The 25,831-nt window shown below is 75.6% G+C and carries 21 protein-coding genes; 7 read left to right on the forward strand and 14 right to left on the reverse strand.

The features are described from left to right. Window positions 1–62: 62 nt before the first annotated feature. Window positions 63–776 (forward strand): maleylpyruvate isomerase family mycothiol-dependent enzyme, encoded by a 714-nt coding sequence (locus AB0I29_RS13985; protein WP_357482259.1) that lies wholly within the window; start codon window positions 63–65, stop codon window positions 774–776. 81 nt (window positions 777–857) lie between these two features. Here AB0I29_RS13985 and AB0I29_RS13990 read toward each other — a convergent pair whose 3' ends face one another. Beyond that, window positions 858–1,817, reverse strand: a complete 960-nt coding sequence (locus tag AB0I29_RS13990; RefSeq protein WP_357482261.1) for an SDR family oxidoreductase — start codon at window positions 1,815–1,817, stop codon at window positions 858–860. 210 nt (window positions 1,818–2,027) lie between these two features. On the opposite strand from AB0I29_RS13990, the gene AB0I29_RS13995 reads away from it, so the two are divergent. Both AB0I29_RS13995 and mqo read left to right on the forward strand, forming a co-directional pair. Then, the gene (locus AB0I29_RS13995; protein WP_357482263.1) at window positions 2,028–2,867 is read left to right on the forward strand and encodes a helix-turn-helix transcriptional regulator; all 840 of its coding nucleotides are present in this window, start codon (window positions 2,028–2,030) and stop codon (window positions 2,865–2,867) included. Window positions 2,868–2,986: 119 nt separating this feature from the next. Continuing rightward, entirely contained in the window at window positions 2,987–4,480 is a 1,494-nt protein-coding gene (gene mqo / locus AB0I29_RS14000; RefSeq protein ID WP_357482265.1) for a malate dehydrogenase (quinone), read from the forward strand. A gap of 68 nt (window positions 4,481–4,548) precedes the next feature. Here the strand turns inward: mqo and AB0I29_RS14005 are convergent, their stop codons facing one another. From AB0I29_RS14005 to AB0I29_RS14015, 3 genes are read right to left on the reverse strand one after another with little or no spacing between them, the layout of a single operon-like run. Further along, entirely contained in the window at window positions 4,549–5,967 is a 1,419-nt protein-coding gene (locus tag AB0I29_RS14005) for a hypothetical protein (RefSeq protein ID WP_357482267.1), read from the reverse strand. Then, window positions 5,948–7,558, reverse strand: coding sequence for a hypothetical protein (locus AB0I29_RS14010; protein WP_357482269.1), 1,611 nt, complete (start codon window positions 7,556–7,558; stop codon window positions 5,948–5,950). Before AB0I29_RS14010 ends, AB0I29_RS14005 begins: the two co-directional genes overlap by 20 nt. Further along, complete coding sequence (locus AB0I29_RS14015; protein ID WP_357482271.1) at window positions 7,555–9,057, reverse strand: hypothetical protein; 1,503 nt, start codon at window positions 9,055–9,057, stop codon at window positions 7,555–7,557. The genes AB0I29_RS14010 and AB0I29_RS14015 overlap by 4 nt, the downstream gene beginning before the upstream one ends. A 187-nt stretch (window positions 9,058–9,244) precedes the next feature. Here AB0I29_RS14015 and AB0I29_RS14020 point away from each other — a divergent pair, with 187 nt between their 5' ends. Continuing rightward, window positions 9,245–10,690 (forward strand): hypothetical protein, encoded by a 1,446-nt coding sequence (locus tag AB0I29_RS14020; protein WP_357482273.1) that lies wholly within the window; start codon window positions 9,245–9,247, stop codon window positions 10,688–10,690. Window positions 10,691–10,725: 35 nt separating this feature from the next. Here the strand turns inward: AB0I29_RS14020 and AB0I29_RS14025 are convergent, their stop codons facing one another. Beyond that, window positions 10,726–12,078 carry a nucleotide disphospho-sugar-binding domain-containing protein gene (locus AB0I29_RS14025; RefSeq protein WP_357482275.1) on the reverse strand — a complete coding sequence of 451 codons (1,353 nt, stop codon included), beginning with the start codon at window positions 12,076–12,078 and terminating at the stop codon, window positions 10,726–10,728. Window positions 12,079–12,131: 53 nt separating this feature from the next. Between AB0I29_RS14025 and AB0I29_RS14030 the strand changes: the two genes are divergently transcribed. Next, window positions 12,132–13,598, forward strand: a complete 1,467-nt coding sequence (locus AB0I29_RS14030; RefSeq protein ID WP_357482277.1) for a hypothetical protein — start codon at window positions 12,132–12,134, stop codon at window positions 13,596–13,598. Window positions 13,599–13,616: 18 nt separating this feature from the next. On the opposite strand, the gene AB0I29_RS14035 is transcribed toward AB0I29_RS14030, so the two are convergent. The 5 genes from AB0I29_RS14035 to AB0I29_RS14055 form a co-directional block, all read right to left on the reverse strand. Then, entirely contained in the window at window positions 13,617–14,510 is an 894-nt protein-coding gene (locus AB0I29_RS14035) for a 2-dehydropantoate 2-reductase N-terminal domain-containing protein (protein WP_357482280.1), read from the reverse strand. Beyond that, window positions 14,507–14,917 carry a hypothetical protein gene (locus tag AB0I29_RS14040; protein ID WP_285108105.1) on the reverse strand — a complete coding sequence of 137 codons (411 nt, stop codon included), beginning with the start codon at window positions 14,915–14,917 and terminating at the stop codon, window positions 14,507–14,509. Before AB0I29_RS14040 ends, AB0I29_RS14035 begins: the two co-directional genes overlap by 4 nt. Window positions 14,918–15,091: 174 nt before the next feature. After that, window positions 15,092–16,528 carry a Re/Si-specific NAD(P)(+) transhydrogenase subunit beta gene (gene pntB, locus AB0I29_RS14045; RefSeq protein WP_285108107.1) on the reverse strand — a complete coding sequence of 479 codons (1,437 nt, stop codon included), beginning with the start codon at window positions 16,526–16,528 and terminating at the stop codon, window positions 15,092–15,094. Next, window positions 16,525–18,120, reverse strand: coding sequence for a Re/Si-specific NAD(P)(+) transhydrogenase subunit alpha (locus AB0I29_RS14050; protein ID WP_357482282.1), 1,596 nt, complete (start codon window positions 18,118–18,120; stop codon window positions 16,525–16,527). Before AB0I29_RS14050 ends, pntB begins: the two co-directional genes overlap by 4 nt. A 79-nt stretch (window positions 18,121–18,199) precedes the next feature. Beyond that, window positions 18,200–19,492 carry a cytochrome P450 gene (locus AB0I29_RS14055; protein WP_357482284.1) on the reverse strand — a complete coding sequence of 431 codons (1,293 nt, stop codon included), beginning with the start codon at window positions 19,490–19,492 and terminating at the stop codon, window positions 18,200–18,202. Window positions 19,493–19,828: 336 nt separating this feature from the next. Between AB0I29_RS14055 and AB0I29_RS14060 the strand changes: the two genes are divergently transcribed. After that, entirely contained in the window at window positions 19,829–20,590 is a 762-nt protein-coding gene (locus AB0I29_RS14060; RefSeq protein ID WP_285108112.1) for a helix-turn-helix domain-containing protein, read from the forward strand. Window positions 20,591–20,605: 15 nt separating this feature from the next. Here the strand turns inward: AB0I29_RS14060 and sigJ are convergent, their stop codons facing one another. The 4 genes from sigJ to AB0I29_RS14080 form a co-directional block, all read right to left on the reverse strand. Next, complete coding sequence (gene sigJ, locus AB0I29_RS14065) at window positions 20,606–21,493, reverse strand: RNA polymerase sigma factor SigJ (RefSeq protein WP_357482287.1); 888 nt, start codon at window positions 21,491–21,493, stop codon at window positions 20,606–20,608. Then, entirely contained in the window at window positions 21,493–22,128 is a 636-nt protein-coding gene (locus AB0I29_RS14070; protein WP_357482289.1) for a carboxymuconolactone decarboxylase family protein, read from the reverse strand. Before AB0I29_RS14070 ends, sigJ begins: the two co-directional genes overlap by 1 nt. A gap of 298 nt (window positions 22,129–22,426) precedes the next feature. Further along, the gene (locus AB0I29_RS14075; protein ID WP_357482292.1) at window positions 22,427–23,398 is read right to left on the reverse strand and encodes a diacylglycerol kinase family protein; all 972 of its coding nucleotides are present in this window, start codon (window positions 23,396–23,398) and stop codon (window positions 22,427–22,429) included. A gap of 9 nt (window positions 23,399–23,407) precedes the next feature. Continuing rightward, the gene (locus AB0I29_RS14080) at window positions 23,408–25,039 is read right to left on the reverse strand and encodes an FAD-binding oxidoreductase (protein ID WP_357482294.1); all 1,632 of its coding nucleotides are present in this window, start codon (window positions 25,037–25,039) and stop codon (window positions 23,408–23,410) included. 90 nt (window positions 25,040–25,129) lie between these two features. Here AB0I29_RS14080 and AB0I29_RS14085 point away from each other — a divergent pair, with 90 nt between their 5' ends. Next, a complete protein-coding gene (locus tag AB0I29_RS14085) occupies window positions 25,130–25,774 on the forward strand; it encodes a TetR/AcrR family transcriptional regulator (protein WP_357482296.1) in 645 nt (214 codons plus the stop codon). Window positions 25,775–25,831: the final 57 nt, after the last annotated feature.

Here is a 25,831-nt window from a genome sequence, read left to right on the forward strand (position 1 = left end):
GACACACGCGCCCACGCCTGACAGGCCGCCGAACAGATCGGCCCCGACGAAGGGATACCCCCGTGACGACCCTCCCACGCACCACCCCGACCACCCCGGCGAGCACCGGCCCGAGCACCGGCCCGATCGCCCACGCCCGTGCCGACGCGGCGGCGGGGCTGGACGCGCTCCTGTCCGCCGTCGGGCGGCTGACCGCCGACGACCTCGCCGGGCCGTCGACCCTGGACGGCTGGACCCGAGGGCACGTGCTCGCGCACGTCGCGGGCCTGGCCACGGCGATGCTCGGGCAGGCGCGGGCCGCCGAGCGCGGCGAGGTGGTGCCGGTCTACGCCAGCCCGGAGGCCCGCAGCGCGGGGATCGAGGCGGGTGCCGAACGCACCGTGGCCGAGCACCTGACCGTCCTCGGCGACCTCCGCGACAGCCTGGCCGAGGCCTGGCCGCAGCCCGGCTCGCCGCTGTGGGAGGCCCCGAGCGGGTACCGCGGTGGGCCGCTGTCGGGCTGCCTGCTCGCCTGGTGGCGCGAGGTGCGCATCCACTCGGTCGACGCGCTGGCCGGCACCACGCAGGAGGTCGGGTACGAGACGTGGGACGACGCGCTGTGCGCCCACCTCCGCGAGTTCCTGGCCGTCCGGCTGCCCGACGGCGTGTCCGTGGACGACGTCGCCGGCGACCCGCGCGACGTCACCGCCTGGCTGGCCGGACGGGTCCCGGCGACGCCGCTGCCGGGCGACCTGCCCGAGCTGGGACCGTGGCCGTCGTCGACGCCCGCCCGCTGAGCACCGTGTCGGACGCTCAGGCCACCCGGGAGAGCTGAGCGTCCGACCGGTCCGGGCACGGCGACGGCAGGACGGCCGGGCTCACGAGTTGTCGCCCACCGCCGCCGCGAACCGGACCCCCGTGAGCCGCTCCGACGCCTCCCAGACGCGCGCGGCCTCCTCGGCGCTGCGCAGCGGCCCGTACATCGCCTGCTCGGCGGGCCGGCCGCCGAGGTTGCCGGGGCCGCTCGGCCCGTAGAGGGCGCCGGGCCTGGCCGCGGGGTCGGTCGCGGCCATGAGGGCGGGCAGCTTCGCGGTCTCGACGGTACCGACCAGGATGCCGCGGGCCGAGAGCGCACGGATCAGCCGGACCGCGGGCGTGTCGGTGCTCCGGCCGAGCTCGGGACGCGCGGCCAGGAGGCTGGTGGGCGCGACGCCGGGGTGGGAGAGGTTGCTGGTGATGCCCCAGCCGTGGGTCCGGCTGCGGCGCTCCAGCTCCAGTCCGAACAGGCCGAACGCGATCTTGGACTGCGCGTAGGCGTCCATGCCGTCGTACGAGCGCTCCCAGTTCAGGTCGTCCCAGTTGATGCTGCCGCGCCGCGCCGCGACGCTGACCTGCGAGGTGACGCGCGCGCCGCCGTCGCGCAGCAGCGGGAGCAGATGACCGACCAGCGCGAAGTGGCCCAGGTGGTTGGTACCCGTCTGCAGCTCGAACCCGTCGGCGGTGGTCTGGCGGGTCGGCGGCCGCATGACGCCGGCGTTGTTGATCATCACGTGGATCGGCCGGCCCTCCTCGCGCAGGGTGTCACCCAGCGCCGCCACGGAGTCCAGGGAGGACAGGTCGAGCGTGCGCAGCGAGAGCCGCGCGTCGGGCACCGTGCGCCGGATGGTGGCGACCGCCGCCTCGCCCTTGCGCGGGTTGCGCACGGGCATGACCACGTCGGCGCCGGCCGCGGCCAGCCGGGTCGCCATGCCCAGCCCCATCCCGTCGCTCGCTCCGGTGACCAGCGCGCGCTTCCCGGCCAGGCTCGGCACGGTGATGTCGATCGGTGTGCGTGACATGGGCACTTCTCCCTCGTGTGGTCGAGATCAGTTCGTCGAGATCGGTTCGTCGTCGACCTCGATCCTGGGCGGACGCCGGGGACCTATCCAGGGCCTGGCGATCACAGGCTCGCCGGGTCACGGGTCCGCCCCGTACGGGGGGATCGGCGGGCCGTGGCTCCGCCGTCCGGCACGGGGTAGAAAGAAGCCGTACGCGAGACAGGGGGAACCGTGATCGATCGCACCGGGCTGGCGGAGTTCCTGCGCCGACGCCGCGAGCTGCTGCAGCCGGAGGACGTCGGGATGCCGCGGGGGCAGCGCCGCCGCACGAGCGGGCTGCGACGGGAGGAGGTCGCCGTGCTGTGCAACATGTCGACCGACTACTACTCCCGGCTGGAGCGGGAGCGCGGACCCCAACCGTCCGAGCAGATGATCGCGTCGATCGCGCAGGGCCTGCACCTGTCGCTGGACGAGCGCGACCACCTGTTCCGGCTGGCCGGGCACCACCCGCCGGTGCGCGGCACCACCAGCGAGCACATCAGCCCCGGGCTGCTGCGCATCCTCGACCGGCTCGACGACACCCCCGCGGAGATCGTCACCGAGCTCGGCGAGACCCTGCGGCAGACGCCGACAGGCGTGGCCCTGACCGGGGAGACGACCGGCTACACCGGGCCGGAGCGCAGCATCGGCTTCCGCTGGTTCACCGACCCGGACACGCGTGCGCTCTACGCGCCCGAGGAGCACCCGTTCCTGACGCGCATGTTCGCCTCGGGACTGCGCGAGATCGCGACCGTCCGCGGGCCGGGCTCGCGCGCCGCGCGGTACGCCGAGATCCTCCTGGAGCGCAGCGAGGAGTTCCGCCAGGTGTGGGAGGCCCACGAGATCGGCGTCCGCCCGCACGAGGTGAAGCACTTCGTGCACCCCGAGGTCGGGGCGCTGGAGCTGACCTGCCAGTCCCTCCTCGACCCGGACCAGTCGCACCGGCTGCTCGTGTACACGGCCCTGCCCGGCAGCGAGAGCTACGAGAAGCTGCGGCTGCTGTCCGTGCTCGGGCCGCAGGAGGTGCGCTGACTCGCGCAGAGCGGACATCACCGTCAGCGCTCATACCGTGAGCGAGGTCACGGTACACATCACGTGATTCATGCCACAGCGCTCGTTCCGCTTTTCACAAGCGCGCTATCTTTCTGAGCGTGACTTCTTACCTCCAGACAGCCCCTCGTCCCTCCGAAGAGGTCGACGTCGCGCTGATCGGCGGAGGGATCATGAGCGCCACCCTCGGCGCGCTGCTCACGATCCTTGAGCCGACCTGGCGTGTCGGGATCTACGAGCGCCTCGACGAGGTGGCACTCGAGTCGTCGAACCCGTGGAACAACGCGGGCACCGGCCACGCCGCCCTCTGCGAGCTGAACTACACGCCGGAGCGCAAGGACGGCTCCGTCGACATCTCCAAGGCGGTGAAGATCAACGAGCAGTTCCACACCTCCCGCGAGTTCTGGAACCACCTGCTCACCGCGGGCCTGATGGAGGGCACCGACTTCATCAACGTCACGCCGCACATGACGTTCGTGCGCGGCGCCGAGAACGTCGACTTCCTGCGCCGCCGCTTCGACGCGCTGAGCGCGCACCCGCTGTTCGGCGACATGGAGTTCAGCTCCGACCCGGCCGTGATCGGCTCGTGGGCCCCGCTGATGACGCTGGACCGCGACACCGACGAGCCCATCGCCGCCACGCGCGCCGCCGCGGGCACCGACGTCGACTTCGGGTCGCTCACCAGGAAGCTGATCGGCTTCGCCACCGCGCACAACACCGAGCTGCACGTGAACCACGAGGTGCGCGGGCTCAAGAAGCTCCGGGACGGCCGCTGGCGCCTGACCCTGAACGACCGCTCCTGGAACGCCGGCACCCGCCGTCGCACCGTCACCGCGAAGTTCGTCTTCGTCGGCGCCGGCGGCGGCGCGCTGCCCCTGCTGCAGGCGTCGGGCATCAAGGAGGCGCGCGGGTACGGCGGCTTCCCGATCTCGGGCGAGTTCCTGCGCACCGCGAACCCCGAGCTCGTGGCCCAGCACCACGCGAAGGTCTACGGCAAGGCCGACGTCGGCGCCCCGCCCATGTCCGTGCCCCACCTGGACACGCGCATCGTGGACGGCAAGAGCTACCTCATGTTCGGCCCGTACGCCGGGTTCAGCCCCAAGTACCTCAAGAAGGGCAAGTACCTCGGCCTGATCACGTCGCTGCGCCTGCACAACGTCTTCTCGATGCTGGGTGCCGGCGTGAAGAACCTCGACCTCACCGGCTACCTCGTCGGGCAGGTCGCGGCCGCGCCGGAGACCAAGTTCCACGAGCTGCAGCGGTTCATGCCCACGGCGCAGCCCGCCGACTGGGAGAAGATCACCGCCGGCCAGCGCGTCCAGGTCATCAAGTGGGTCAAGGGCAAGGGCGGCGTGCTGGAGTTCGGCACCGAGGTCGTCGCGGCCCAGGACGGCACGATCGCCGGCCTGCTGGGCGCGTCCCCGGGCGCCTCGACCGCCGTCGCCGCCATGACCGGCCTGCTGGAGCGCTGCTTCCCCGCGAAGTACGCCGAGTGGAAGCCGCAGCTCACCTCGATGATGCCGAGCCTCGGCGGCGACGTGGACTACGACGCCGCGCAGCTCACCTCGGCCGAGAAGGTCACCGCGGGCGCCTGAGCGCCGGGTCTGGTCGCACCGGAGCATCGAACGGAGGCGTAGTCGCTTTCCCAGCCCTGGGAGAGCGACTACTCCTCCGTTCGGGCGTGTTCCGTCAGCAGCTCCGACCAGCGGTCCAGCACGGCGTCGATCGTCTCCGTCGCCGTGGGGGTGCGGGGCATGCGGGCGCGGACGGCGATGCCGTCGTCCGAGCGGGAGACCCAGACCTGGAGGTCGTCGGCGCGGGTGGCGGCCGAGACGTGGTGGGCCCGCCGTCCGGCGGCCGCGGCGTGCCCCGGCAGGCGCCGGTAGTCCAGGTAGGACACCTGGAAGATGTCCGTCCGCGGGAACCGCAGCGGCTGGGGCAGCGACGTCACCACCTGCTCCAGCGGCACCGCGGCCAGCTCGCGCGCGGCCCGCAGGGCCTTGCCGGTCGCGGCCAGCGCGGTGTCGGGCACGGTGTGCCGGACGGCGGGGCCCGCAGGCACGGCCCAGGGCCGAACCCCCGCGGGAGTGCCCCCGGCGCCCGAGTCGATGCGCAGCGGCACCGTGGTGGTGTGCCAGCCGACGGCGCCGCGGGCCGCCGCGTCGTCGCGGGTGTGCACCGGCAGCAGGGTCTCCAGGACGGCGGGGCCGCCGAGGTCCGCGACGGCTCGGGCCAGCGTGACCAGCACGGCCGCCGACGTCGACGCGCCGGCCGCCCGAGCGCGCTCCGCGACGGCGTCCGCGGTCGCGGCGTCGGCGAGCGGGCGCACGACGGTGCGCTGCGGCACCCGCTCGCCGTCGGGCACGCCGAGCGGCAGGGGGAACGTGGGCAGCGCCCAGCCGCGGTCGCGCAGGAACCCGTGCCAGGTCGCGAGGCGCGGGTCGTCGGCGCCGACGGGCGGGCGTCCGGCCGTGTCGCCGGACGGCGCTCCGGCGAGGCGCCCGGTCCCCTCCGCGGGGGACCTGCCACCCGTGCGCTCGGCGTAGCGGGCGGCCAGCTCGTCGATCACGACGGTGGTGGACCAGGCGTCGGTGTGCAGGTGGTCCATCCCGAGCACGATCGTCGAGCGGTCGGGACGGCTGATCGCGGCGGGCAGGAACGCCGGGTAGCCGAACGGCGCACAGCGCCGGGTGAGCTCGGCCGCCAGGTGCTCGCGGGTCTCCGCGACCGTGCGGGTGACGGGTCCGTCGTGCCGCCGCCAGACGAGGCCGTCGACCTCGTGCCGCACGAGGCCCACCCGCTCGGGCGCGGGCCGCCGGACCGCCTCGACCCGCAGCCCTGGGTGGTCGGCCACGAGGTCGCGGAAGGCGGCCTCCAGCGCTCCGGGGTCGATCGGCCCGTCGACGTCGAACGCGGCGGTGATCCACACGCTCGGCTCGCCGGAGCCGGCGCCGAGGAGGTGGTTGCGCTGGTTCCAGGTCAGGGCCGCCGCGGCCGGACGACGTCCCGCCCCGGGCGTGACGTCCCAGGCGAGGACCCGGCCGGGCGCCGGCTCCCAGAGGTCAGCCGAGAGAACCCGCACCGGTCGCCTCCAGGTGCTCGTCCCGCACGGCGGCACCCGCATCGGCACCCGCATCAGGACCCGCAGCGACACCCGCGGCGGCGGCCTCGGCGACGGCAGCGGCGAACGTCGCCGTCAGCTCCGCGAGGTAGCGGTCCACGGCGGCCTGCGCCGCCGGGGTGTCCGGCGTCTGCGTGACGACGTACAGCCGCTCGTGGTCGCGGTTGACCCACAGGGACGCGTTCGCGGTGCGGCCCTCCCCCGTGAAGTGCAGGCCGTTGTCGTAGGCCGGGCGCCCGACGCCGGGGAACCGCCGCAGGTCGAGGTAGCTGATGAGCTGCGGGCTGCCGAGGGACGCGGGATCGAGCACACCGCCGGCCAGCATGACGCCGAGCGCCGCGTGCACCGGTACCTCGGCCACCTTCCGGGCCTGGCGGAACGCCGTGTCGGCGGCGGGCAGGACGGCGGCGAAGGACGCCGGGCCGCCTTCGGGCACCGGGAACGTGACCGGCGCGAAGTTGCACAGCCAGCCCTGCGTGGTCTCGAAGCCGGGACCGCGCGTGCCGACCACGGTGACGCCGAACCAGTCGGCCGCGCCTGTCAGCCGGGCGTCCGTGAGCGCGATCCCGGCGAACACCGCGCCGGTGAACCGGGCGCCGTGCGCGGCGGCCAGCTCGTCGATGCGCGCGAGGCCGGCGGCGTCGAGCAGGGTCGCGGAGCGGATCCTCACCGGGGCGGTCTCTCCCGGCGGCAGGCCGAGGTCCAGCGCGAACTGCGGCAGGCGGCCGCCGTGCGCGGTCACGGCGTCGGACCAGGCGCGGATCTGGGGCGCGTCCGCCGGGGTCGCCGCGGCGAGCTCGTGCTCGGCCCGGGCGTGGTCCAGGAAGGACCCTGCGGTCGTGGGCTCGGGGCGCGCGGGTCCGGGCGCGCCGTCGGCGGCCGGACCGCCGTCGCCCGACCCTGCGTCGCCCGACCCGGCGTCGCCCGACCCGGCGTCCCCTGCCGCCAGCTCCTGCCCGTACAGCTCCTCGATCTCGCTCAGCACCATGAGCTGCGACCCGCCGTCCGTGAACGCGTGGTCGCAGCCCCAGAACAGCCCGAACCCGTCGTCGGTCACGACGGCGCCGAGCGCGAACGGGGCCCAGGAGTCGGGGCGGCACGCGGCGTCGAAGGTCGCGTTCAGGTGTCCGGTCACCCACTCGTCCCACGGGATGCCGGGCACGGGCGAGAGCGCGGGGACGTCCACGGGCGCGAAGGCGACGCCGTCCGCCGGGACCAGGTGGCGCACCGCGTCGCCGCCGTCGGCGCAGGCATCGACGTCGAACCAGGTGCGCAGGCCCTCGTGCCGCCGCACGAACCGGGTCAGGGCCCGGGCCAGGGCGGCGCCGTCGAACGGCCCGTCGAGGCGGGACGCGGTACCGGTCCACGCGCGGTGCCGGCCGCCGGAGGCCCGGCGCGCCGCGAAGGCGCGCAGGTGGTCGCCCTGGAGGAACGACGGCGGCCCGGGGTCCACCGGAGCCTGCCGGGCCGCGTCGAGCGCCGCCGCGGTGGGCCGCACGTGCACCACCTGCCCGGCGCGCGGGGACCAGGTGCCCAGGGCGCCGAGGATCATGCGACCGCCTCGCTCAGGCCGGCGGTGCCGAAGGCCCGGAAGCAGGAGCGCAGCTCCTCGATCAGGGCGTCCGTCGCGGCGTGCGCCTCCGGGGTGTCGGGATAGCGGGTGGAGACGTTGAGGCCGTCGTGCGTGCGCAGGAACCAGAGGTAGAGCTCGTCGGTGCCGTACGCGGGGCTGCGCAGGGTGCGGGCGTCCCAGGCGCTCCACCGCTCGGCCCCGGGCACGAACCGCGTGTCCACGTAGGAGACGGCGAGGTGCGGGCCGTCGGTGATGCCGCCCAGCTCGGCGATGCGCGCGAACGAGTACCGCACCAGGGGCTTGCCCGCCGCGACCGCGGCGTGCGCACGCTCGACGGCGGCGGTCAGCGCGTTGCCGTCGACCACCCGGCCCGCACCGGCCCCGCCCGCACCGGCACGGCCCCCGCCGGCCCCGCCCGCGTCGACCTCGCGCAGCACCGGGTCCACGCCGGCGAGGTCGAGGTCCACGGGGCACAGGCCCACGTACCAGCCGACCGCGGCGGCGTGCTGCGGCGCGTACCGGGTGTGCATCGGCAGCACGAACCGGAGCCGGTCGATCCCGTGCACCCGCCGCGCGGCGTGCGCGAACGTGGCCAGCACGCCGGACTGGGCGGACGCGCCGCGGGCCCGGCTGCGGGCGCTGAGGTCGTCGGTCTGGTCGGCGGTGGCGAGCCACGCCGACCGGGAGGCCTGCGGGCGGGCGGCCTCGGCGGCGTTGGCGGCCGGGTGCGTGACGCCCTCGGCGCCGTAGCGCGGGAAGGTGGCGTCCGGCCCGAGGAAGTCGAGCCAGCGGTGCACGGGTTCGCCGTCGGCGGCGAGCGTCATGGCGAGCTTGCGGTCCTCGGCGGAGAAGTCCACGTGGGAGCCCACCTCCAGCGCGCGCAGCTCGGCGTCGGGCACGCCCCGGCGGGCGGCGTCGTACAGGGAGACGATCTCCTCGAACCAGAGGAGCTGGGAGTAGGCGTCCATGACCGAGTGGTCGGCGCCGAACGCGAGCACGAAGCCGTCGGCGCCGGGCTGGCTCCCGGAGCCCTCGCCCGCCGGCTCCGGCACGACGCTGGCCAGGACGCAGTGCGGCCAGGCGGTCGGCGAGACGTCGGCGAGCAGGCTGGGCAGCAGGGCCGTGACCTGCGCGGCGGTCAGGTCGCCCACCACGAGGTCCCGGACGGCGACGGCCTCGGCCGGCGCGGTCACGCGCCGCCAGCCGGAGCCGGCGTCGCGGGTCACGGTGGTGCGCAGCACCTCGTGCCGGCTCACCCAGGCGTGGATGGCGCGGCGCAGCGGCTCCGGCTCGTACGGCCCGGGGACCCGCAGCACCGAGCCGATCCAGGAGCCCGGCTCGGAGTCGCGCAGGTGCGCCTCGTGCCCCGGGGAGAGGTCGCGCGGGTCCTGCTGCCACCGTCCGGCGTCGGCCCGCGGCGTCCAGGACGTCACGACCCCGGCGGGCAGGTCGTAGGCCGAAAGCTCGGTGTATTCCATGCGGTCGGTCCCTCGATCGGTCTGTGGGCACGGCCAGCACGACGTCGGACGAGTTCCGCGGTCCCCTTGCGGCGACCTTTATACCGGATTCGCCGGGTGAAAGTTAGTCCCCCCGTAATGCCCGGTATGGTCGGGCTTCAGAAGCCCACGGTCCCCTCCGGGACCGGAACCGACCGGGGAGACGAGCGTGACGGACCCGCCACCCGCACTGCGCCTGCAGTTCGCCGACGACATGTTCCTGCGCCGGCACGACGGCGGCACGAGCCCCGCCGTGAACCAGGTGCTGTGGCGCCTCGACGGCCCCTTCGACGCCGATCGGCTGCGTGACCTGGCCGGACGCCTCGCCGCCGGGGCGCTGCACCGGCGCGTGGTACGCGCCCGCGTACCCGGCGCGCGGCACCGCTGGGCGCCCGCCGGCACCCTGCCCGTGCTGGACCTGCAGACGGCGCCCGTGCCCGAGGGCGGCGTGGGCTCCTGGGCGCAGGCCCAGGCCGACGTGCCGCTCGACCCTGCTCGGGGCCTCTCCTGGCGGATCTCCGCCGCGGACGTCGCGGGCCGCCCGGGCGCCGGCGGCGCCGGGCCCGTGGTCGGGTCGGTCGTCTCGCTCACCTGCGCGCACGCCGTCGCCGACGGCGCCGCGCTGATCGACGCCGTGGTGCGCGCCGCGACGCACGCCGAGCCCATCGTCGTCCCCGCACCCGAGCGCGGCCGGCGGGCGCTGCTCGCGGACGCCGCCGACGCCGCGGCGCAGGCCGCCGCCGTCGCGCGCTGGGCCCGGGACAAGGCCCGGGCGAAGGCGCAGGCCGCCGCGCAGGAGGCCGCCCCGCAGGTCGAGGCCGGGGCGCCGGGCACGCGGCACGAGCCCGTGCCGCCCCCGCCGGACGAGCCCGCTCCCGGCGTTCCCGCCGGGGTGCCGGACCCGGCAGGCCCGGCTCCCGCGCCCGCCGACGACGCCGGCTGGCGCGTGCCCGTGCTGCACGTCGAGCTCCCGGCCGACCAGGTGACCCAGGCCGCCGCCGCCCACGGCGGCACGCCCAACACCTGGTTCGTCGCGTTCCTCGCCCGCCTGGTGCACGCCACCGGCCGGTTCCCGGGCGAGCCCGTGCCCGTGGCGCTGCCGGTCTCGACCCGCGGCGCCGACGACCCGCGGGCCAACTCGACCAAGATCGCACGCGTCACCATCCCCGCCGACGTGCTGGCCCACCGCGACCTCGGCTGGGTCCGGGCGGCGGCCAAGGAGGCGTACACCGCCGTCGGGCAGGCGGAGCCCGGGGTGGCCCCGGTGCCGCTCGAGCTGGTGCAGATGCTGCCGGACACCCTGGTCAGCCGCCTGCCGCAGCCGCCGGTCGCCGCCGCGCTGGCGTCCAACCTGGGCCGCCCGCCCGAGGGCTACACGCAGGCGGCGGGCGGCCCGGTCCGCGCCGTCGCCACGCTGTCGCACTACCAGGGCGCGTCCGCCGCCGAGCTGCGCGCCGCGGGCGGCGGGCTGGTCGCCTTCTGCACCACGGCGGGCCGCACGACGACGCTCAGCGTCGCCGCACTCGACCCCGACCGCGTGGCCGACGCCGACACCCTGCGCCGCCTGGTGCTGGCCGAGGCCGAGGCCTGGAAGCTGCCGGCGGCCCCGTGGTGAGAGGCCGCACGTGGCGCTGCGGGGGCGACGCCGGCTCAGGCCCGGTCGTCCGACAGCCGGGTCAACGCGTCCGCCGCCGCCGCGACCGCCCGGTCCGCGGGCACCAGCCGCGCCCCGAGCGCGGCGGCGCGGGCCGCGGTGGCGTCGTCGAGCACCTCGGTCAGCGCGCCGGCGAGCACACCGGGCTGCGTCAGCGTGCTCGCGCGGCGGGCCACGCCGACGCCCGCGCCGCGCAGCAGGTCGCCCCACATCGGCTGGTCCGCGGAGTACCAGCCGACGACGGCGGGCAGGCCCGCGCGCAGCGCCGCCGCCGTCGTCCCGGCACCGCCGTGGTGCACGGCCGCCCGACAGCGGGGCAGCACCGCCGCGTGGTCGACGGCGCCGACCACGCGCACGCGCTTCGCGTCGGGCCCGGGGCCGGCAGCCCCGTCCGGCCCGGCCGCGCCGCCCGGCCCGCCGGGGCCGGCAGCCCCCGAGAAGTCGTTCCAGCCCGCGCTGACCAGCGCCCGCACCCCGAGGTCGGCGCACGCGGCGTCGACGGCGGCGACCAGCGCGGCCGGGTCCGCCACCGGCATGGAGCCGAAGCCCACGTAGACGGGCGGCTCGCCGTCGTCCAGCCACCCGTCGAGCCCCGCGTCGAGGCCGCCGCCCGACCCCGCGCCGGCCTCCCCGAGCCGGGCGCGGGCGTCATCGTCCAGGGCGAGGAAGCCCGTCAGCGGGCGGCCCGGCCCCCACTCGTCGGCCAGCCCGGGCGCGAGCGCCGGGTCGTAGGCCTGGACCTCCACCGCCCCGGCGTCGCGCAGCCGGGTGGGCAGGTGCACGCGCGTGCCGCCAAGCCCGAGCTCGGCGCGCTGGGCGTTCTCCGCCCGGCGGGTCAGGCCCCAGCGCACCCGCTCCCCCAGCGCCCAGACGGCGCGGGTCGCGCCCGGTCCGCGCACGCCGCTCACGGGCGACACCACGCCGTTGGCCCGCACCGGGCAGTAGTGCAGCGCCGCCATGGCCAGGCCGCGCCGCTCGGCCACCGCGGCGGCCACCTCCTGGCCCAGCAGGCCCGTCACCACGGTGTCCGCGCCGCCGACGTCGTCGAGCAGTGCCAGCAGGCCGGTGCGGAGCTCGTCCCAGCCGGCCGACGCCACGGCGCGCAGCGCCCGCACCCGGCGCACCGGGTGCGCGGACCGCATGTCGCGCCGCACCAGGTCGGACCCCAGGAGGGCCGCGGAGTCGATGCCGAGCGGCACCGGGTCCAGGCCCAGCCGGCCGGCCAGCGGCACGAGGTTCGGCGCCACGCCGGTGACCACCTCGTGCCCACGCCGGCGCAGCTCCAGGGCGACCGCGAGGGCCGGCTGGACATCTCCTCGACTGCCCACCAGGGCCATGACATGACGCACGCGCGCAACCTACACGCCCGCCGACCACCCGCCCGCCCGGCACCGGAGAACCAGTGACCAGCCCTGTGACCAGCCCGCCCGCCATCCAGCCCGCCATCCCGCCGACCACGAGCTCCCCCGCCGCGAGCAACCGCCTGACCTACGACGACGACCTGTTCCTGCGCACCCGCCGGGTGCTCGGCGTGGCCGTGGTCAACCAGACCGTCTGGCGGCTGCCCGCGCCGCTCGACCTCGACGCGCTGCGCGCCCTGCACCGCGGCCTGGCCGAGGGCCCGCTGCAGCGCGTGGTGCGGCCCGGCCGGCTCCCGGGCGCCCGCGCGCGGTGGTCGGCGTCCACCACGCTGCCCGACCTGCTCATCGGGTCCGCGCCGGTGCCCGAGGCCTACGTGCTCGCCTGGGCGGACGAGCAGGCCCAGGTGAGCCTGGACCCGGAGCACGGTCCCACCTGGGCGCTGTCCGCCGCGCCGACGACGAGCGGCGGGAGCCTGCTCAGCCTCGTCACCTCGCACGTGGTGGCCGACGGCGGGATGCACGTGGGCGCCCTGGAGGCGGCCGTCGCAGCAGCCGCGGCGCGGGGTGCCTTCGCGGGCGGGTACGCCGAGGGTGCGCCGTCGTCCGACAGCCGGCGCCTGCCCAAGGAGGGCGAGCGGATCCGCACGGGCCTCGTGGCCGATTTGCGCGACGCGACCTACCAGGCGCGCGCCGCCGTGGGCGGCCTGCGCCGGATGGCGCGGCAGGGACCGGTACCGCCGCTCATGGCGCAGCAGTCCGGGGACCGGCCCCGGCCCGCCCCGCGGCCCGACGACGCCGAGCTCGCCCACCCACCGATCGTCGTCGTGGACACGGACGCCTCCACCTGGCACCGCGCGGCCCATGCCGCAGGGGGCACGGCGAACAGCCTGCTCATCGCGGTGTGCACGGAGATCCTGCTCGCCGCGGGCGCCGCGAGCGCGGGCATGCCGGTGCGCGTGTCGCTGCCCGTGAGCCTGCGGCAGCCGGGCGACCTGCGGTCCAACGCGACGTCCGGGGTGTCCATCGCCGTGGACACCACCGTGACGCCCGCACCCGAGCGGGCCGGAGTGGTGGCCGACATGGCGCAGATCCGGGCCCGCTCCAAGGCCGAGTTCGCGGCACTGACCTCCGGCACGCGGGTGGACACCCTGGGCCCGCTCAAGCCGCTCATGCAGATGGTGCCGGACGCCGTCGCGAAGCTGGCGGCGCGCGACGGCACCGCGCCGCTGTGCCTGGCCTCGAACCTGGGCCGGCTGCCGACGGCGTTCGCCGCGCCGCTCGGCACGCCCGCCTCCAGCGTGCTCATGCGCGGCGTGACGCAGGGGCTCACGCGCGGGCGGCTGCGGCAGATGCGTGGTGGCCTGGACTCCTGGTGGTCCGAGCACAACGGCATCGCGACGCTCGCGGTGCTCGGGCTGGACGACGAGCGGCTGGGCACCCCCGCGCAGGTGCGCGCGGCGGTCGAGAGCGTGTACGCGCGGCACCGGCTGCCGGTCCGGTTCTGGTGAGCCCTTTCGAGGCCGGGCCTAGCGGCCGACCGATGCCGCCAGCTTGTCCACCGTCGCGGTGAGCACCGGCATCACGATCCCGCGGCGTGCGCCCGCGCGCAGGATCGCTCCCCCGATCGCGTCGAGCTCGCCGGGCCGCCCCGCCGACAGGTCGGCCTCCAGCGAGCCGACGGTCAGCGGCGGCATCCCGGCCAGCAGGCCGCGCAGGTCCGCACCCGTGGAGGGCACGCCCTCGGCGGAGGCGACGGCGGCGATCTCGTCCAGGAGCCCGGCGGTGAGCGCCGGGTCGCGGTCCAGCGCGTCGGCGATCCCGGTCTTCCACGTGGAGGTCAGCAGCGACAGGGCGGCGAGGAACCGCAGCTTCTTCCAGAGCACCTCGGCCTCGGTGCCGCCGGTCTGCAGCACGGCCCCGGTGTCCCGGAGGGCGGCGGTCAGGCCGAGGTCGGCGGCGGCGTCGGGCACCACGACCGTGAGCAGGTCGAACGAGTGGGTGACGGTCGCCGGGCCGGGGCCCTCGGCGGGCGTGCGCCGCGTCTGGCCGGCGATCGTCGCGCCGAACACGGCCGCCCCGGGGGCCGACGCGCGCAGCGGCACCATGTGCTCGACGCCGTTGAGCAGCGCGATCACCTCGACCGGGTCGGCCGCACGCAGCAGGTCCGCCGCGGCGGCCACGCCGTCCGCCTTGACCGCGACGAGCACGCGCGCGCCCGGCGGCACCGTGGTGGACGCCGCCAGGGGCGCGTGCCAGCTCCCGAAGAGGTCGGAGACGACGTCGAGCCCGTGCTCGGCGATGTGCGCGGCGGTCCGCTCGCGCGCGACGACCGTGACGTCGTGCCCCGCGCGCTGCATGAGGGCGGCCATGAGACCGCCGATCGCGCCGGGGCCGACCACCGCGACCGGCGCGTCGCTCACGCGGCCATCCGCACCGGAGGGTGCCCCTTCGACCCGGGGATCGCGGTGGGGCGGGCCGCCTTGCGGCGGCGGATCGTCACCAGCACGCCGGCGGACGCCGCCGCGAACGCCAGCACACCGAAGCCGGTGGACCACGCGTCCAGGTCGACCGAGAGGGTGAAGGCGATGATCGCGCCGACCGGGGCCACCATGCCCACGAGCACGGAGATGCGGGCCAGGCGCAGGGCGCGGGCGATCCGGGCGACGGACCAGCCGACGACCGCCCAGGTGAGGACGGTGAGGGTGGCACCGCCGACGGAGGCGAAGATCTCGCCGGCGTTGTGCGCGCCGGACGGAGGCCCGAACCAGAAGAGCTCGGTGGTCGCCACAAGCACCAGGAACCCCACGATCGCGGCCGTTCCGGTCACGAGAGAGCGTGTCAACACTCGGCCTCCGCACTGAGGGAACTACGCCGGACTTTCCTGGCGCGCCCCTTTATACCAACTCGTTACCGCGCGGTGTGAGCGCGTCACCCTCAATTCACCCACACATGACCACCGGAATGCAAAAGGCGCAGGCCGGAACCAGGGTGCCCGACGCCGTCAGAGGGCCTGGACGATCAGCTCCACCTGGTCCTTCGCGTCCCCGAACAGCATCGCGGTGTTCTCGCGGAAGAACAACGGGTTCTGCACGCCCGCGTAGCCCGTGGCCATCGACCGCTTGAAGACCACCACCTCCCGAGCCTGCCACACCTCCAGGACGGGCATGCCCGCGATGGGCGAGGCCGGGTCGTCCTGGGCGGCCGGGTTCACGGTGTCGTTGGCCCCGATCACCAGCACGACGTCGGTCGTGGCGAAGTCGTCGTTGATCTCGTCCATGCCCAGCACCTGGTCGTAGGGCACCTTCGCCTCGGCGAGCAGCACGTTCATGTGGCCCGGCAGCCGGCCGGCCACGGGGTGGATGCCGAACCGCACGGTGGTGCCGCGCGCCGTGAGCCGGGCGACGAGGTCCGCGACCGGGTACTGGGCCTTCGCCACCGCCATGCCGTAGCCCGGCACCACGATCACCGACCGGGCGGCGGTCAGGCGGTCGGCGACCTCCAGCGCCGTCGTCTCCCGGTAGGTGCCCTGCTCGGCCGGGGCGCCCTGCGCGACGACGCCGGGCTCGGCGCCGAACCCGCCCAGGATCACGCTCACGAACGACCGGTTCATCGCGCGGCACATGAGGTAGCTGAGGATCGCACCCGAGGACCCGACCAGCGCGCCCGTGATGATGAGCAGGTCGTTGCCCAGCATGAACCCCGCCGCGGCGGCCGCCCACCCGGAGTAGGAGTTGAGCATCGAGACGACGACCGGCATGTCGCCGCCGCCGATCGCCGCCACCAGGTGCCAGCCGAGAGCCAGCGCGACCACGGTCATGAGCAGCAGCGGCACCAGGCCGGACTCCCCCGCCGTGAGGAACCACCAGAGCAGTCCCCCGCAGGCCAGGAGGGCGGCGAGGTTGAGCCAGTTGCGGCCCGGCAGCAGCAGGGGCGAGGAGCGGAGCCGGGCCGACAGCTTGCCGAAGGCCACCACGGAACCCGTGAACGTCACGGCGCCGATCAGCACGCCCAGGAACACCTCGACCAGGTGCACGGTGGCCCCGGCGCCGTCCGCCCCGGCCGTGCCATCGGACCCGGCCGACCCGGGGTCGGTCAGGTAGGAGCCGAAACCCACCAGCACGGCTGCCGCGCCGACGAACGAGTGCAGCAGCGCGATGAGCTCGGGCATCTGGGTCATCTCGACGGTCCGCGCCCGCCAGGTGCCGACCGCCGCGCCCACCAGGAGCACGAGCAGGATCAGCCCGGCCGTCACGCCCACCGGCCGCTCGGACCGGTCCAGGGCCAGCGCGACGGTCGCCACCAGCGCGAGCCCCATGCCGGTCATGCCGAGCAGCACACCGCGCCGCGCCGTCTCCTGCTTCGACAGCCCGGCGAGCGACAGCACGAACAGCACCGCCGCGACCAGGTACACGGCCTGGACCACCGACTCGACGCTCATCGGCGGTCCCCCTCGCCCGGGCTGTGGTGGAACATGCCGAGCATGCGGTGGGTCACGAGGAACCCGCCGAAGATGTTGATGCTCGCGACCGCCGAGGCCAGCACGGCCAGCGTGGTCACCACCGGGTCCGCCGAGCCGATCTGGAGCATCCCGCCCACGAGGATGATCCCGGAGATCGCGTTGGTCTGGGACATGAGCGGGGTGTGCAGGGCGTGGCTGACGTGCGAGATCACGTAGAACCCGACCACCACGGCCAGCGCCAGCACGGTGAAGTGGGCCGCCTGGTCCGGCGGGGAGGCCGCCACGGCCAGCGCCGCCAGCACGGCGCCGAGGGCGACCAGCACCCAGCGCGCGAACGACGGCGCGGGGCGCGCCCCGCCGGCCGCCCGAGCCCCGCCCGCCGCCCGGGCCGGGGTCCCGGCGGGCTCGCCCGGCTCCTCGGCCGACGGCACGGGCGCGGCGGGCGCCGACACCGCCACCGGGGGCGGCGGCCACAGCACCTCGCCGCCGGCGGCGACGGTCATGCCGCGCACGACGACGTCGTCCGGGTCGAGCGCGAGGCGGCCGTCGCGTTCCGGCGTGCCGAGCTGGACGAGGTTGGCGACGGCCGTGCCGAGCAGCTCCGAGGTGTGCCGGGGCATGCGGTCGGGCAGGTCGGTGTATCCCAGGACCACGACGCCGTTGTCGCTGACCACGCGCTCCCCCGGCACGGTCAGCTCGCAGTTGCCGCCGCCGGGCGCGGCGAGGTCGACGACCACGCTGCCGGGCCGCATCCGCGCGACCATCTCGGCCGTGATCGTGGTGGGCGCGGTCCCGCGCACCAGCGCGGTGGTGACGACGATGTCGGCCCGTGCCGTCTCGACGGCGTACGCCCGCAGGGCCGCGGCCTCCTGGTCGGCGGTCAGGGCCTGGGCGTACCCGTCGGCGCTGACCTGCTGCGCGGCGTCGTCGGCCCGGACCACCGTGGCGCCCATGGACTCGATCTGCTCCGCCACCTCGGGGCGCACGTCGAAGGCGCGCACCTGCGCGCCGAGGCTGCCGGCCGCGCCGATGGCCGCGAGGCCGGCCACACCGGCGCCGATGACGAAGACGTTCGCGGGCGGGGTGGTGCCCGCCGCCGTGACCTGGCCGGAGAACATGCCGCCGAACTCGGCGGCGGCCTCGACGACGGCCCGGTACCCCGCGACGTTCGACAGCGCGCTCAGCACGTCGAGCGACTGCGCGCGGGAGATGCGCGGCACGGCGTCGAGCGCCAGGGCGGTGACGCCGCGCGCCGCGAGCTCGCGTACCAGGTCCGGCCGGGCGGCGGGCGCGATCTGGGCGATCAGCACCGCCCCGGGCCGCAGCGCCGCCGGGCCGGGCGCGGTGAGGTGCTCCGGCGCCCGGGTGACCGCCACGACGTCGGCGGCCCACGCCTCGCCGCCGGGCACCACGGCGGCTCCCGCGGCCGCGTAGGCGGCGTCGGGGAAGCCCGCCCCCGCGCCCGCTCCCGCCGCCACGACCACGTCGTAGCCCAGGCCGACCAGCCGGCCGGCGGTCGCGGGGGTGGCGGGCACGAGCGGCCCGCCGTCGTCCGGTATGCCGATGCGCATGTGACCCTCCTTGCTCACAGGCGCAACCTACCTCCGGGACGCCCGGCCCGGGCACTACCACCTGCGCAGGGGTCGCGTGCTATGCCTGCTCGGCGGCCTTCTCGACCGGCACCGGGAAGGTGACCGGGATGCTCACCGGCTGGCGCATCCACAGCGACCGGTCCCACGTGACGTCGGCGGCGGGGATCCGCAGCACGACCTCCAGGCGGCGCAGCACCGTCTCGACGGCGATCCTCGCGATCACGCGCGCCGTGCGGGGCGCCGGGCACGCGTGCGGGCCGGTGCCGAAGGAGACGTGGGCCCGGCTGCCCACGTGGTCCCACGGGTCGCCGGTGTCCATGCGCGGGTCCGTGTTCGCCGCGTGGATCGCCAGGACGAGCGGGTCGCCCGCCGCGACGAGCTTGTCGTCGAGCACGACGTCCTGCCGGGCGAAGCGGGGCAGGCTGTGGATCGTCGGCGTGGAGCGCCACAGCACCTCGTCCATCGCGCTGTCCAGGTCAATGCGGCCGCCGTGCAGCCGCCCCGAGAACCGCGCGTCCGCCAGGGTCAGCAGCAGGGTCTGCGCCACCCAGGCGGTCAGCGTCAGGTTGCCCGAGTAGGCCACGGCGAGCAGGGTGTGGGTGACCTCGACGTCGTCCCGCATGTTCGGGTGGGCCACCAGCGAGCTCGCCAGGTCGCGCCGCGGGTGCTGCCGGCGCACCGCCACGAGGTCGCCGAGCATCCGGTCCATCTCGTGCACGGCGTCGGCGGAGTCGGTGCCGCCCCCGGCCATCCGGCGCGTCAGGTCGAACAGGCGCTGCCCGTCCTCCGGGTCGAGGCCGATCATGTCGGCGACCACGAGGAGCGGGATCACCGACGCGTACTCCAGCATCAGGTCGGCGCGGCCGCGGTCCTCGAAGCGGTCGATGAGCAGGTTGCAGAAGGACCGCACCTTCGCCGCCGTGAGCGGCTCGGAGAGCTGCTCGAACGCGTCGTCGAGGGGCACGCGCAGGCGCTGCCGGAGGGCGCCGTCGGCGTGGTTGGCGGAGAACCGCTGGTGCGACGTGAGCACGGGGCGCAGGCCCGACGTCCGCGACAGACCGCCGCGCGCGTGCCCGTTCCAGAGCTGCGGGTCGGTGGCGAACACGTGCTCGTTGCGCATGATGTCGTAGACGAGCCGCTGCCCCATGACCAGCCACGCGGGCACCCCGGGCTCCAGCTCGACCGGGGCCACCTCGCCCCACTGCGCCTCGAGCTCGTCGTAGAGCTCGCGCGGGTCGGCCAGCCCCGACGCCCGGACCAGCGGCGTCAGGTGCGTGACGGCGTCGAGCCGCAGCGGCCGCGTGCCTCGCCAGGGGCGGTGGTCCTGGGTGTCGGACAGGTCGTCGAGCACGGTTGCGGGCCTCTCGCGGGACGGCTCCGGCCCGCGCGGAGGGCCCGGATGCCTCGGGGGGACTTGTCGGATATCACCCAGTTCGTGTATTTTCATTGATTCACCGTATCTGTGCAGTCGTCCTCGATCGCCCAGGGTGAACCCACCCACGTTGCCGTCTTGTACCGTGACCTCGGCCACACCCGTGGCTACCATGTCTGCGAGGGCAGACAAACTGTCGCACCCTCGAACCACCCTGTCGAGTCTTCTCGGACCACGTTCACCCTCGACAGCGCACAGTCGAAAGGCAGCGTCACACAGGTACCGTCGGCCTCCTCCGACGAGCAAGGGGGACACGTGACACTGGACTCCGAGCGGGAGCGCCCGGACGACCTGGTACAGAGCGTTGCCCGCGCCTTCCGTGTCCTCGAGGTCGTCACCCGCTTTCCGGGCCTGCCCGTCAAGGCGATCGCACGCCGGAGCGGCCTCAACCTCTCCACGACGTACCACCTCGTGCGCACGCTCGCCTACGAGGGCTACGTGACCCGGCTCAAGGACGGCACCTACGACGTCGGCGAGCAGGTGAGCCACCGGTTCTACGAGCAGCTCGGCTCGCTCGGCCGCGGCCCCGACACCCGCGAGGTGCTGCGCCACCTCGCGCAGAGCAGCGGCTACAGCGCGTACCTGGGCCGCATCAGCGCGGGCCGCGTGGTCGTGGTCGACTACGCGGAGGCCCCCGGCTCCCCGTACATCGAGGACCTGGAGCGCGGGCTCGACGTCTCGGCGCACGCCACCGCGCTCGGCAAGGCGCTGCTGCTGGGCATGTCCCGCCGCGAGCGCCACGAGCTGGTGGTCGACGCCGGGATGCGCAAGTTCACGCCGCGGACCGCGGCCGACATGACGGCGCTCGACGCCCAGCTCGCCCGCCTGCGCCCCGACGCCGTCGTCGAGGAGCACGGGGAGTTCCGCAACGACATCGCCTGCGCCGCCCATCTCGTCCCCCGCCGTGCGGGTGACGACACGACGTGGGCCGTCGGGCTGAGCATCCCGGGCGAGGTGGTGCCGCCGCACGCCCGCCGGGAGCTGAGCCTGGTGGCGGGAGACCTCGCGGGGGCCTGACCCCCGCGGGGCTCCTCAGCCCGGCTGCCGGCGCAGGCCGGCCAGGCGCTCCGGGTTGCGGAACACCATGACGCGCGCCAGCAGGCCGTCCTGGTCGCCGGTGCCGTACTCGGCGACGGTCGCCATGGCGGGCGCGCCGTCGAGCAGCGCGAGCATGCCCGACGCCCCGTTGATCTCCACGGGGACCCACTCCATGCGCCCCACGGTCGCGTCACCGGCGAAGGCGACCAGGGCGCGCGAGACCTTGTCGGCTCCGCGGATGATCCGGCGCGCGGCGCGGACGACGCCGCCGCCGTCGGTCACGAGCTCCACCTCGGGGGCGAGCGCCGCGAGCACGCCCGCGACGTCGCCGGTGAAGCACGCCGTGAGAAACCGTTCGGTCGCCTCGGCGTGCTGGGGTCCCGCGGGCGTGTACCGCGGCCGCCGGGCGCGCACGTGCTCGCGGGCCCGGTGGGCGGTCTGCCGCACGGTGGCGACCTCGCGGTCGAGCGCCCCGGCGATCTCCTGGTAGGGCAGGTCGAACACGTCGCGCAGCACGAACACCGCGCGCTCCACGGGCGACAGCGTCTCCAGCACCACGAGCAGCGCCAGCGACACCTCCTCGGCGCGCTCGACCGGCAGGGCGGCGTCGGGCGTGGTGAGGATCGGGTCGGGCAGCCACGGCCCCACGTACGTCTCGCGCGCCCGGCGCAGCGTGCGCAGCCGGTTCAGCGCGAGGCGCGTGGTGATCCGCACCAGGTAGGCCCGCGGGTCGAGGACGTCGGAGCGGTCCTTCGCCGACCAGCGCAGCCAGGCCTCCTGCACCACGTCCTCGGCGTCGGCGGCCGCGCCGAGCATCTCGTAGGCGACGGTGAACAGGAGGCGGCGGTTGTCGGTGAAGGCCAGGGTGGCGCCGTCCGGCACTAGTCCTCTCCCACCTGGGCGAGCGGACCGCCCATCGGCACCTCGCACCGGTCGCTGAAGCCCTGCGCGCTCAGCCCCATCGCGGCGTTGATCCGGCTGCGCAGGTTCTCCACGGCCACGATCGCGACGAGCTCGGTGAACGCCTCCTGCCCGAGGGCGTCGGTCAGGCGCGCGGCCAGCTCGTCGTCGACGGTGGGCGGCGTGGCCGTCTCGGCCTCCGCGAGCGCCAGCACGTCGCGCTCCAGGTCGGTGAAGCGCTCGCTCGTCCGCCAGACGGGGACGTCGTGCAGCTTCGAGGGGTCCATGTGCTGATGCTGCGCCTCCCAGTACCCGAAGTCCACGCACCACGTGCAGCCGATCTGGACGGACGTGGCCATGACGGCCAGTGACTTCAGGCCCGGGTCGAGCGCCTTCCAGCCACCCACGCCGAGCTCGGTCAGGGCGTACGTGCGGGTCACCTTGCCGTGGTGCCCGACGGCGACCAGCGGGTCGAGCACCGCGCCGTACCGCAGGCGGGAGAACGCGGCCATGGCCCGGTTGGTCAGGGTGCGCGGCAGGACGCCGCCGACCCGGGTACTGATTCTGCGCCCGGCGCTGTCGGCGCTGCGCCCGGTGCTCCTCGGCGTGCTGGACATGATCGGCTCCGTTCGACGACTCGGCTAGGACCCATCCAGACACCGCCCGAGCGGCGGACGTGACATCGCCGGACGGTGACCCAGGTCACAGCCCGCCGCCGGCCCGCCGCCGGCCCGCGGGCCGACCGCTGTCGGCCCCGCCGTCGCCCCGCCGTCGCCCCGCCGTCGGAGGTGCTCTTCGAGGCCCGACTTTCTTCGCTTTGAGCTGCCTCAAAGCGAAGAAACTTAGGCCTCAAAGGGGAGCTGCGAGGGCAGCCCGACCGGAACGACGTCGGCGGGCAGGCCGGACGGCACCGCGTCAGGCCGGGACGCAGAGGGTCAACGACTCGCGGTGGGCCGCCACCGTCACCGGGACCGGGCCCATGGGCTCGCCGTCCGCGTACGTGACCAGGCCCTCGGGAGCCGTCAGGCGGACGGCGGTCGCGCGCAGCGTCGTGACCTCCGGCCGCTCGACGTGCGTGCCGGCCTTGATCAGCGAGTCGAACGCGAGGAGCCGGAACCGGCCCATCGCCTGGACGAGCGTGATGTCGAGCAGGCCGTCGGCCGGGTCCGCGCCGGGGCAGATCGGCACGCCGCCGCCGTAGGTCCTGGTCAGACCGATCGCGAGCATGTACCCGTCCTGCTCCAGCACGCGCAGGCCGGACGCCGGTGCCCCGCCCGGCGCGGGCCGGTCCGGCGCGGCCGCACCAGGGCCCGGCTCCCCCGTCAGCTCCAGCCGGTACCCGAACCGCCGCAGCCGCAGCCACTCGATGTAGACGGCGGCCAGGTACCGGGCGGGCCCCCGGGGCCACGTCATCCGGTTGGTGCGCTCGTTGGTGCGCGAGTCCAGGCCCGCGCACAGCACGGTGACGAAGTGCCGCACCGTGCCGTCGGCGGCCGTGACGGTGCCCGTGTCGACGCGGCGGCGGGCGCCGTCGAGCGCGAGGTCGGCGGCGGCCGCGGCGTCGTCCAGCGGGATGCCGTGCTCGCGGGCCAGGTCGTTGCCCGTGCCGCCGGGGATCACGGCCAGCGGGACGCCCGAGGCCAGCACGGGCCCCAGCACCGACGAGACCGTGCCGTCGCCGCCGACCACGACGACGACGTCGGGCCGCTCGTCGACGGCCTGCCGCCCGAGCTCGACGGTCTCGCGCTCGTCCGCGCCCTGGTAGACCTTGACGTGTGCGCCCCGGGCCCGCAGCCGGTCGACGGCGACGTGCCCGCTGTCCGCCCCGACACCGTGGCCCGAGGCGGGGTTCACGAGCACCGCGATGTGCCCGACCTGCTCAGTCATGGCCGCAACCTATCCGAGGGTGTCTCCGAGCAGGGCGCCCGGGTTCATGATCCCGGCCGGGTCCAGCTCGGCCCGCACCGCACGGAGCATGCGCAGGCCCGTCGCCCCGATCTCCTGCTCCAGCCAGGGCGCGTGGTCGGCGCCGACGCCGTGGTGGTGGCTGATGGTGCCGCCCGCCGCCATGATCGCGTCGTTCACGCCGGACTTGACCCGGTCCCACGGCTCCAGCGGGTCGGTACCCAGCCCGGCAATCACCGTGAAGTACAGCGAGGCGCCCGTCGGGTAGACGTGCGAGATGTGGCACAGGATGCGGTGCTTCGCGTGCTCCCGGTCGAACCCCTCGGCCAGCGCCGTGGTGACGGCCGCCTTGAGCGCGCGCAGGTTCGACCAGGTGGTGGCGGTCTCCAGCGTCTCGCAGAAGACGCCGGCGGCGAGCAGCGCGTCGCGCAGGTACGGCGCCCGGAACCGGCCGTGGTCCCAGGACGCGGCGAGCTTCTCGGCGGCGGGCCGGCCGCCCGCCTCGCGCAGCACGCGCGTGGTGGCCTCCCGGCGCGCGGCGGCCAGGTCGGCGGGCCCCTCGTGCAGCACGACGGCGGAGCAGCCCCGGGTCAGCGCCTTGCCGATGTTGCCGACCTGGGCCAGGGAGACGGCGGTCTCCTCCTCGTCGGACAGGCGGATCACCGTGGGGCCCGTGCCGAGCTGTGCCACACGGCGCAGGCCGTCGGCGCCCGCGGCGAAGTCGCGGAAGGTCCAGGCGTCGAAGAGGCGCGCCTCGGGCGCGGGGTGCACCCGCAGGCGCACCCGGGTGATCACGCCGAACGTGCCCTCCGAGCCGAGGAACCAGCGCACCAGGTCGGGCCCGGCCGCCGAGCCGGGCGCCCGGCCCAGGTCGAGCGTGCCCGTGGGCGTGACCACGCGCAGGCCGGTCACCATGGCGTCGAACCGCCCGTACCCGGCGGAGTTCTGGCCGGACGAGCGCATGGCGGCGAACCCGCCGAGGGTCGCGAACTCGAAGCTCTGCGGAAAGTGCCCCAGCTCGAAGCCCCGGTGGGCCAGCGCGGCCTCGGCGGCGGGCGCCGTCGTGCCGGCGTGGAAGGTCGCCTCGTGGGAGACGTCGTCCAGGGCGACCAGGCCGGTGAGCCGGCGCAGGTCGAGGCTGACCACGCCCCGGTGCGTCCCGGCGTCCGGCGTCAGGCCGCCGGTCACGGCGGTGCCGCCGCCGAACGGCACGACGGCGAGGCCGCGCCCCACCGCGACGGCCAGCACGGCGGCGACGTCGTCCTCCGAGCCGGGCCGCACCACGGCGCCCGGCGCCGCCTGCTCCGCGTGCCGGCGCCGCAGCAGGTCCGGCGTGGACTTGCCGCCCGCGTGCAGCAGCCGTACGTCGTGGCCGGTGTCCACGTGCTCGGCGCCGACGACCGCGGCGAGCGCCGCGACGTCGTCCCCGGGCAGGGGCGGGGTGCTGATCGTGACGTCGGCGAGGTCCGGGCCGGGCGGCGGCGCGGGCGTGCGGCCGAGCACGGCCGTGAGCAGGAGCTTCACGCCGCCCGGCAGCCCGTGGGCGCGCGCCGGGTCGCCCCAGCCGTCCCACCGCATGTCGATGCGCTCGTCCTGCGGCGGCTTCTCCGGCAGCGTGCTCACGCGTCCTCCGTGTCGTGTCGACGGCCATGTCGTGGTCGACGGCGTCCGGTGTTGGCCACCGACCGGCGTCGCGTTACAGTGTTACACAAGATGACAATTCGTAATGCACTCCCCGAGGGGATCTCGCCCGCACCGGACGCGTTCGGCGACACCCCGGGCGGCGACCCCGACGCCGCCCCCGACCGCACCGAGGCGCGCCTGCTGGAGGCCGCCGCCCTGCTCGTCGCCACGCGCGGCACCCGCGGCCTGTCCGTCACGGAGCTCGCCCGCGTGGCCGGCGTCTCGCGGCCCACGGTCTACCGCCGGTGGGAGTCCGCCGACGACGTGCTGCGCGCCCTGCTCGCGCACCGCGCCCAGCTCGTGATCACCGCCGTCGGTCCCCGGGCCGCCGACCGCGCGACGATCGTCGACAAGGTGGTGCGGTTCGGCGAGCTGCTGCGGGCCGACCCGGTCTACGGGCACCTCCTGACCGAGGAGCCCGAGGTCTTCACGCGGTACGCCTTCGAGCGGATCGGCCGGTCGCAGCGCGTGATCCTCGAGTGGCTCGCCGCCGCGGTCGCGGCGGCCCAGCAGGGCGGCACGGTCCGGGCCGGGTCCGCCACGGACATGGCGGTCATGGTCCTGCTGATCTCCCAGTCGGCGGTGCTCTCGCACCGGACCGTCACCACCGTGATCGACGACGCCGCCCTGCGGGCCGAGCTCGCGCACTCCCTGGACGGGTACCTCCGCCCCTGACCGGCGCGCCGGCCCGGCGCCCGCCACCCCAGAAGCCGACCCGACCAGGGAGCAGAA

It is taken from the genome of Promicromonospora sp. NPDC050262 (assembly GCF_040655935.1).
GTDB lineage: Bacteria > Actinomycetota > Actinomycetes > Actinomycetales > Cellulomonadaceae > Promicromonospora.

Bases quoted from the DNA above. Each gene is read 5' to 3' on its own strand.
- AB0I29_RS13990 (WP_357482261.1), bottom strand. From the start codon at position 1,817: ATGTCACGCACACCGATCGACATCACCGTGCCGAGCCTGGCCGGGAAG.
- AB0I29_RS14010 (WP_357482269.1), bottom strand. From the start codon at position 7,558: ATGATCCTCGGCGCCCTGGGCACCTGGTCCCCGCGCGCCGGGCAGGTG.
- AB0I29_RS14015 (WP_357482271.1), bottom strand. From the start codon at position 9,057: ATGGAATACACCGAGCTTTCGGCCTACGACCTGCCCGCCGGGGTCGTG.
- pntB (WP_285108107.1), bottom strand. From the start codon at position 16,528: ATGAGCGTCGAGTCGGTGGTCCAGGCCGTGTACCTGGTCGCGGCGGTG.
- AB0I29_RS14050 (WP_357482282.1), bottom strand. From the start codon at position 18,120: ATGCGCATCGGCATACCGGACGACGGCGGGCCGCTCGTGCCCGCCACC.
- AB0I29_RS14070 (WP_357482289.1), bottom strand. From the start codon at position 22,128: ATGTCCAGCACGCCGAGGAGCACCGGGCGCAGCGCCGACAGCGCCGGG.
- AB0I29_RS14075 (WP_357482292.1), bottom strand. From the start codon at position 23,398: ATGACTGAGCAGGTCGGGCACATCGCGGTGCTCGTGAACCCCGCCTCG.
- AB0I29_RS14085 (WP_357482296.1), top strand. From the start codon at position 25,130: ATGACAATTCGTAATGCACTCCCCGAGGGGATCTCGCCCGCACCGGAC.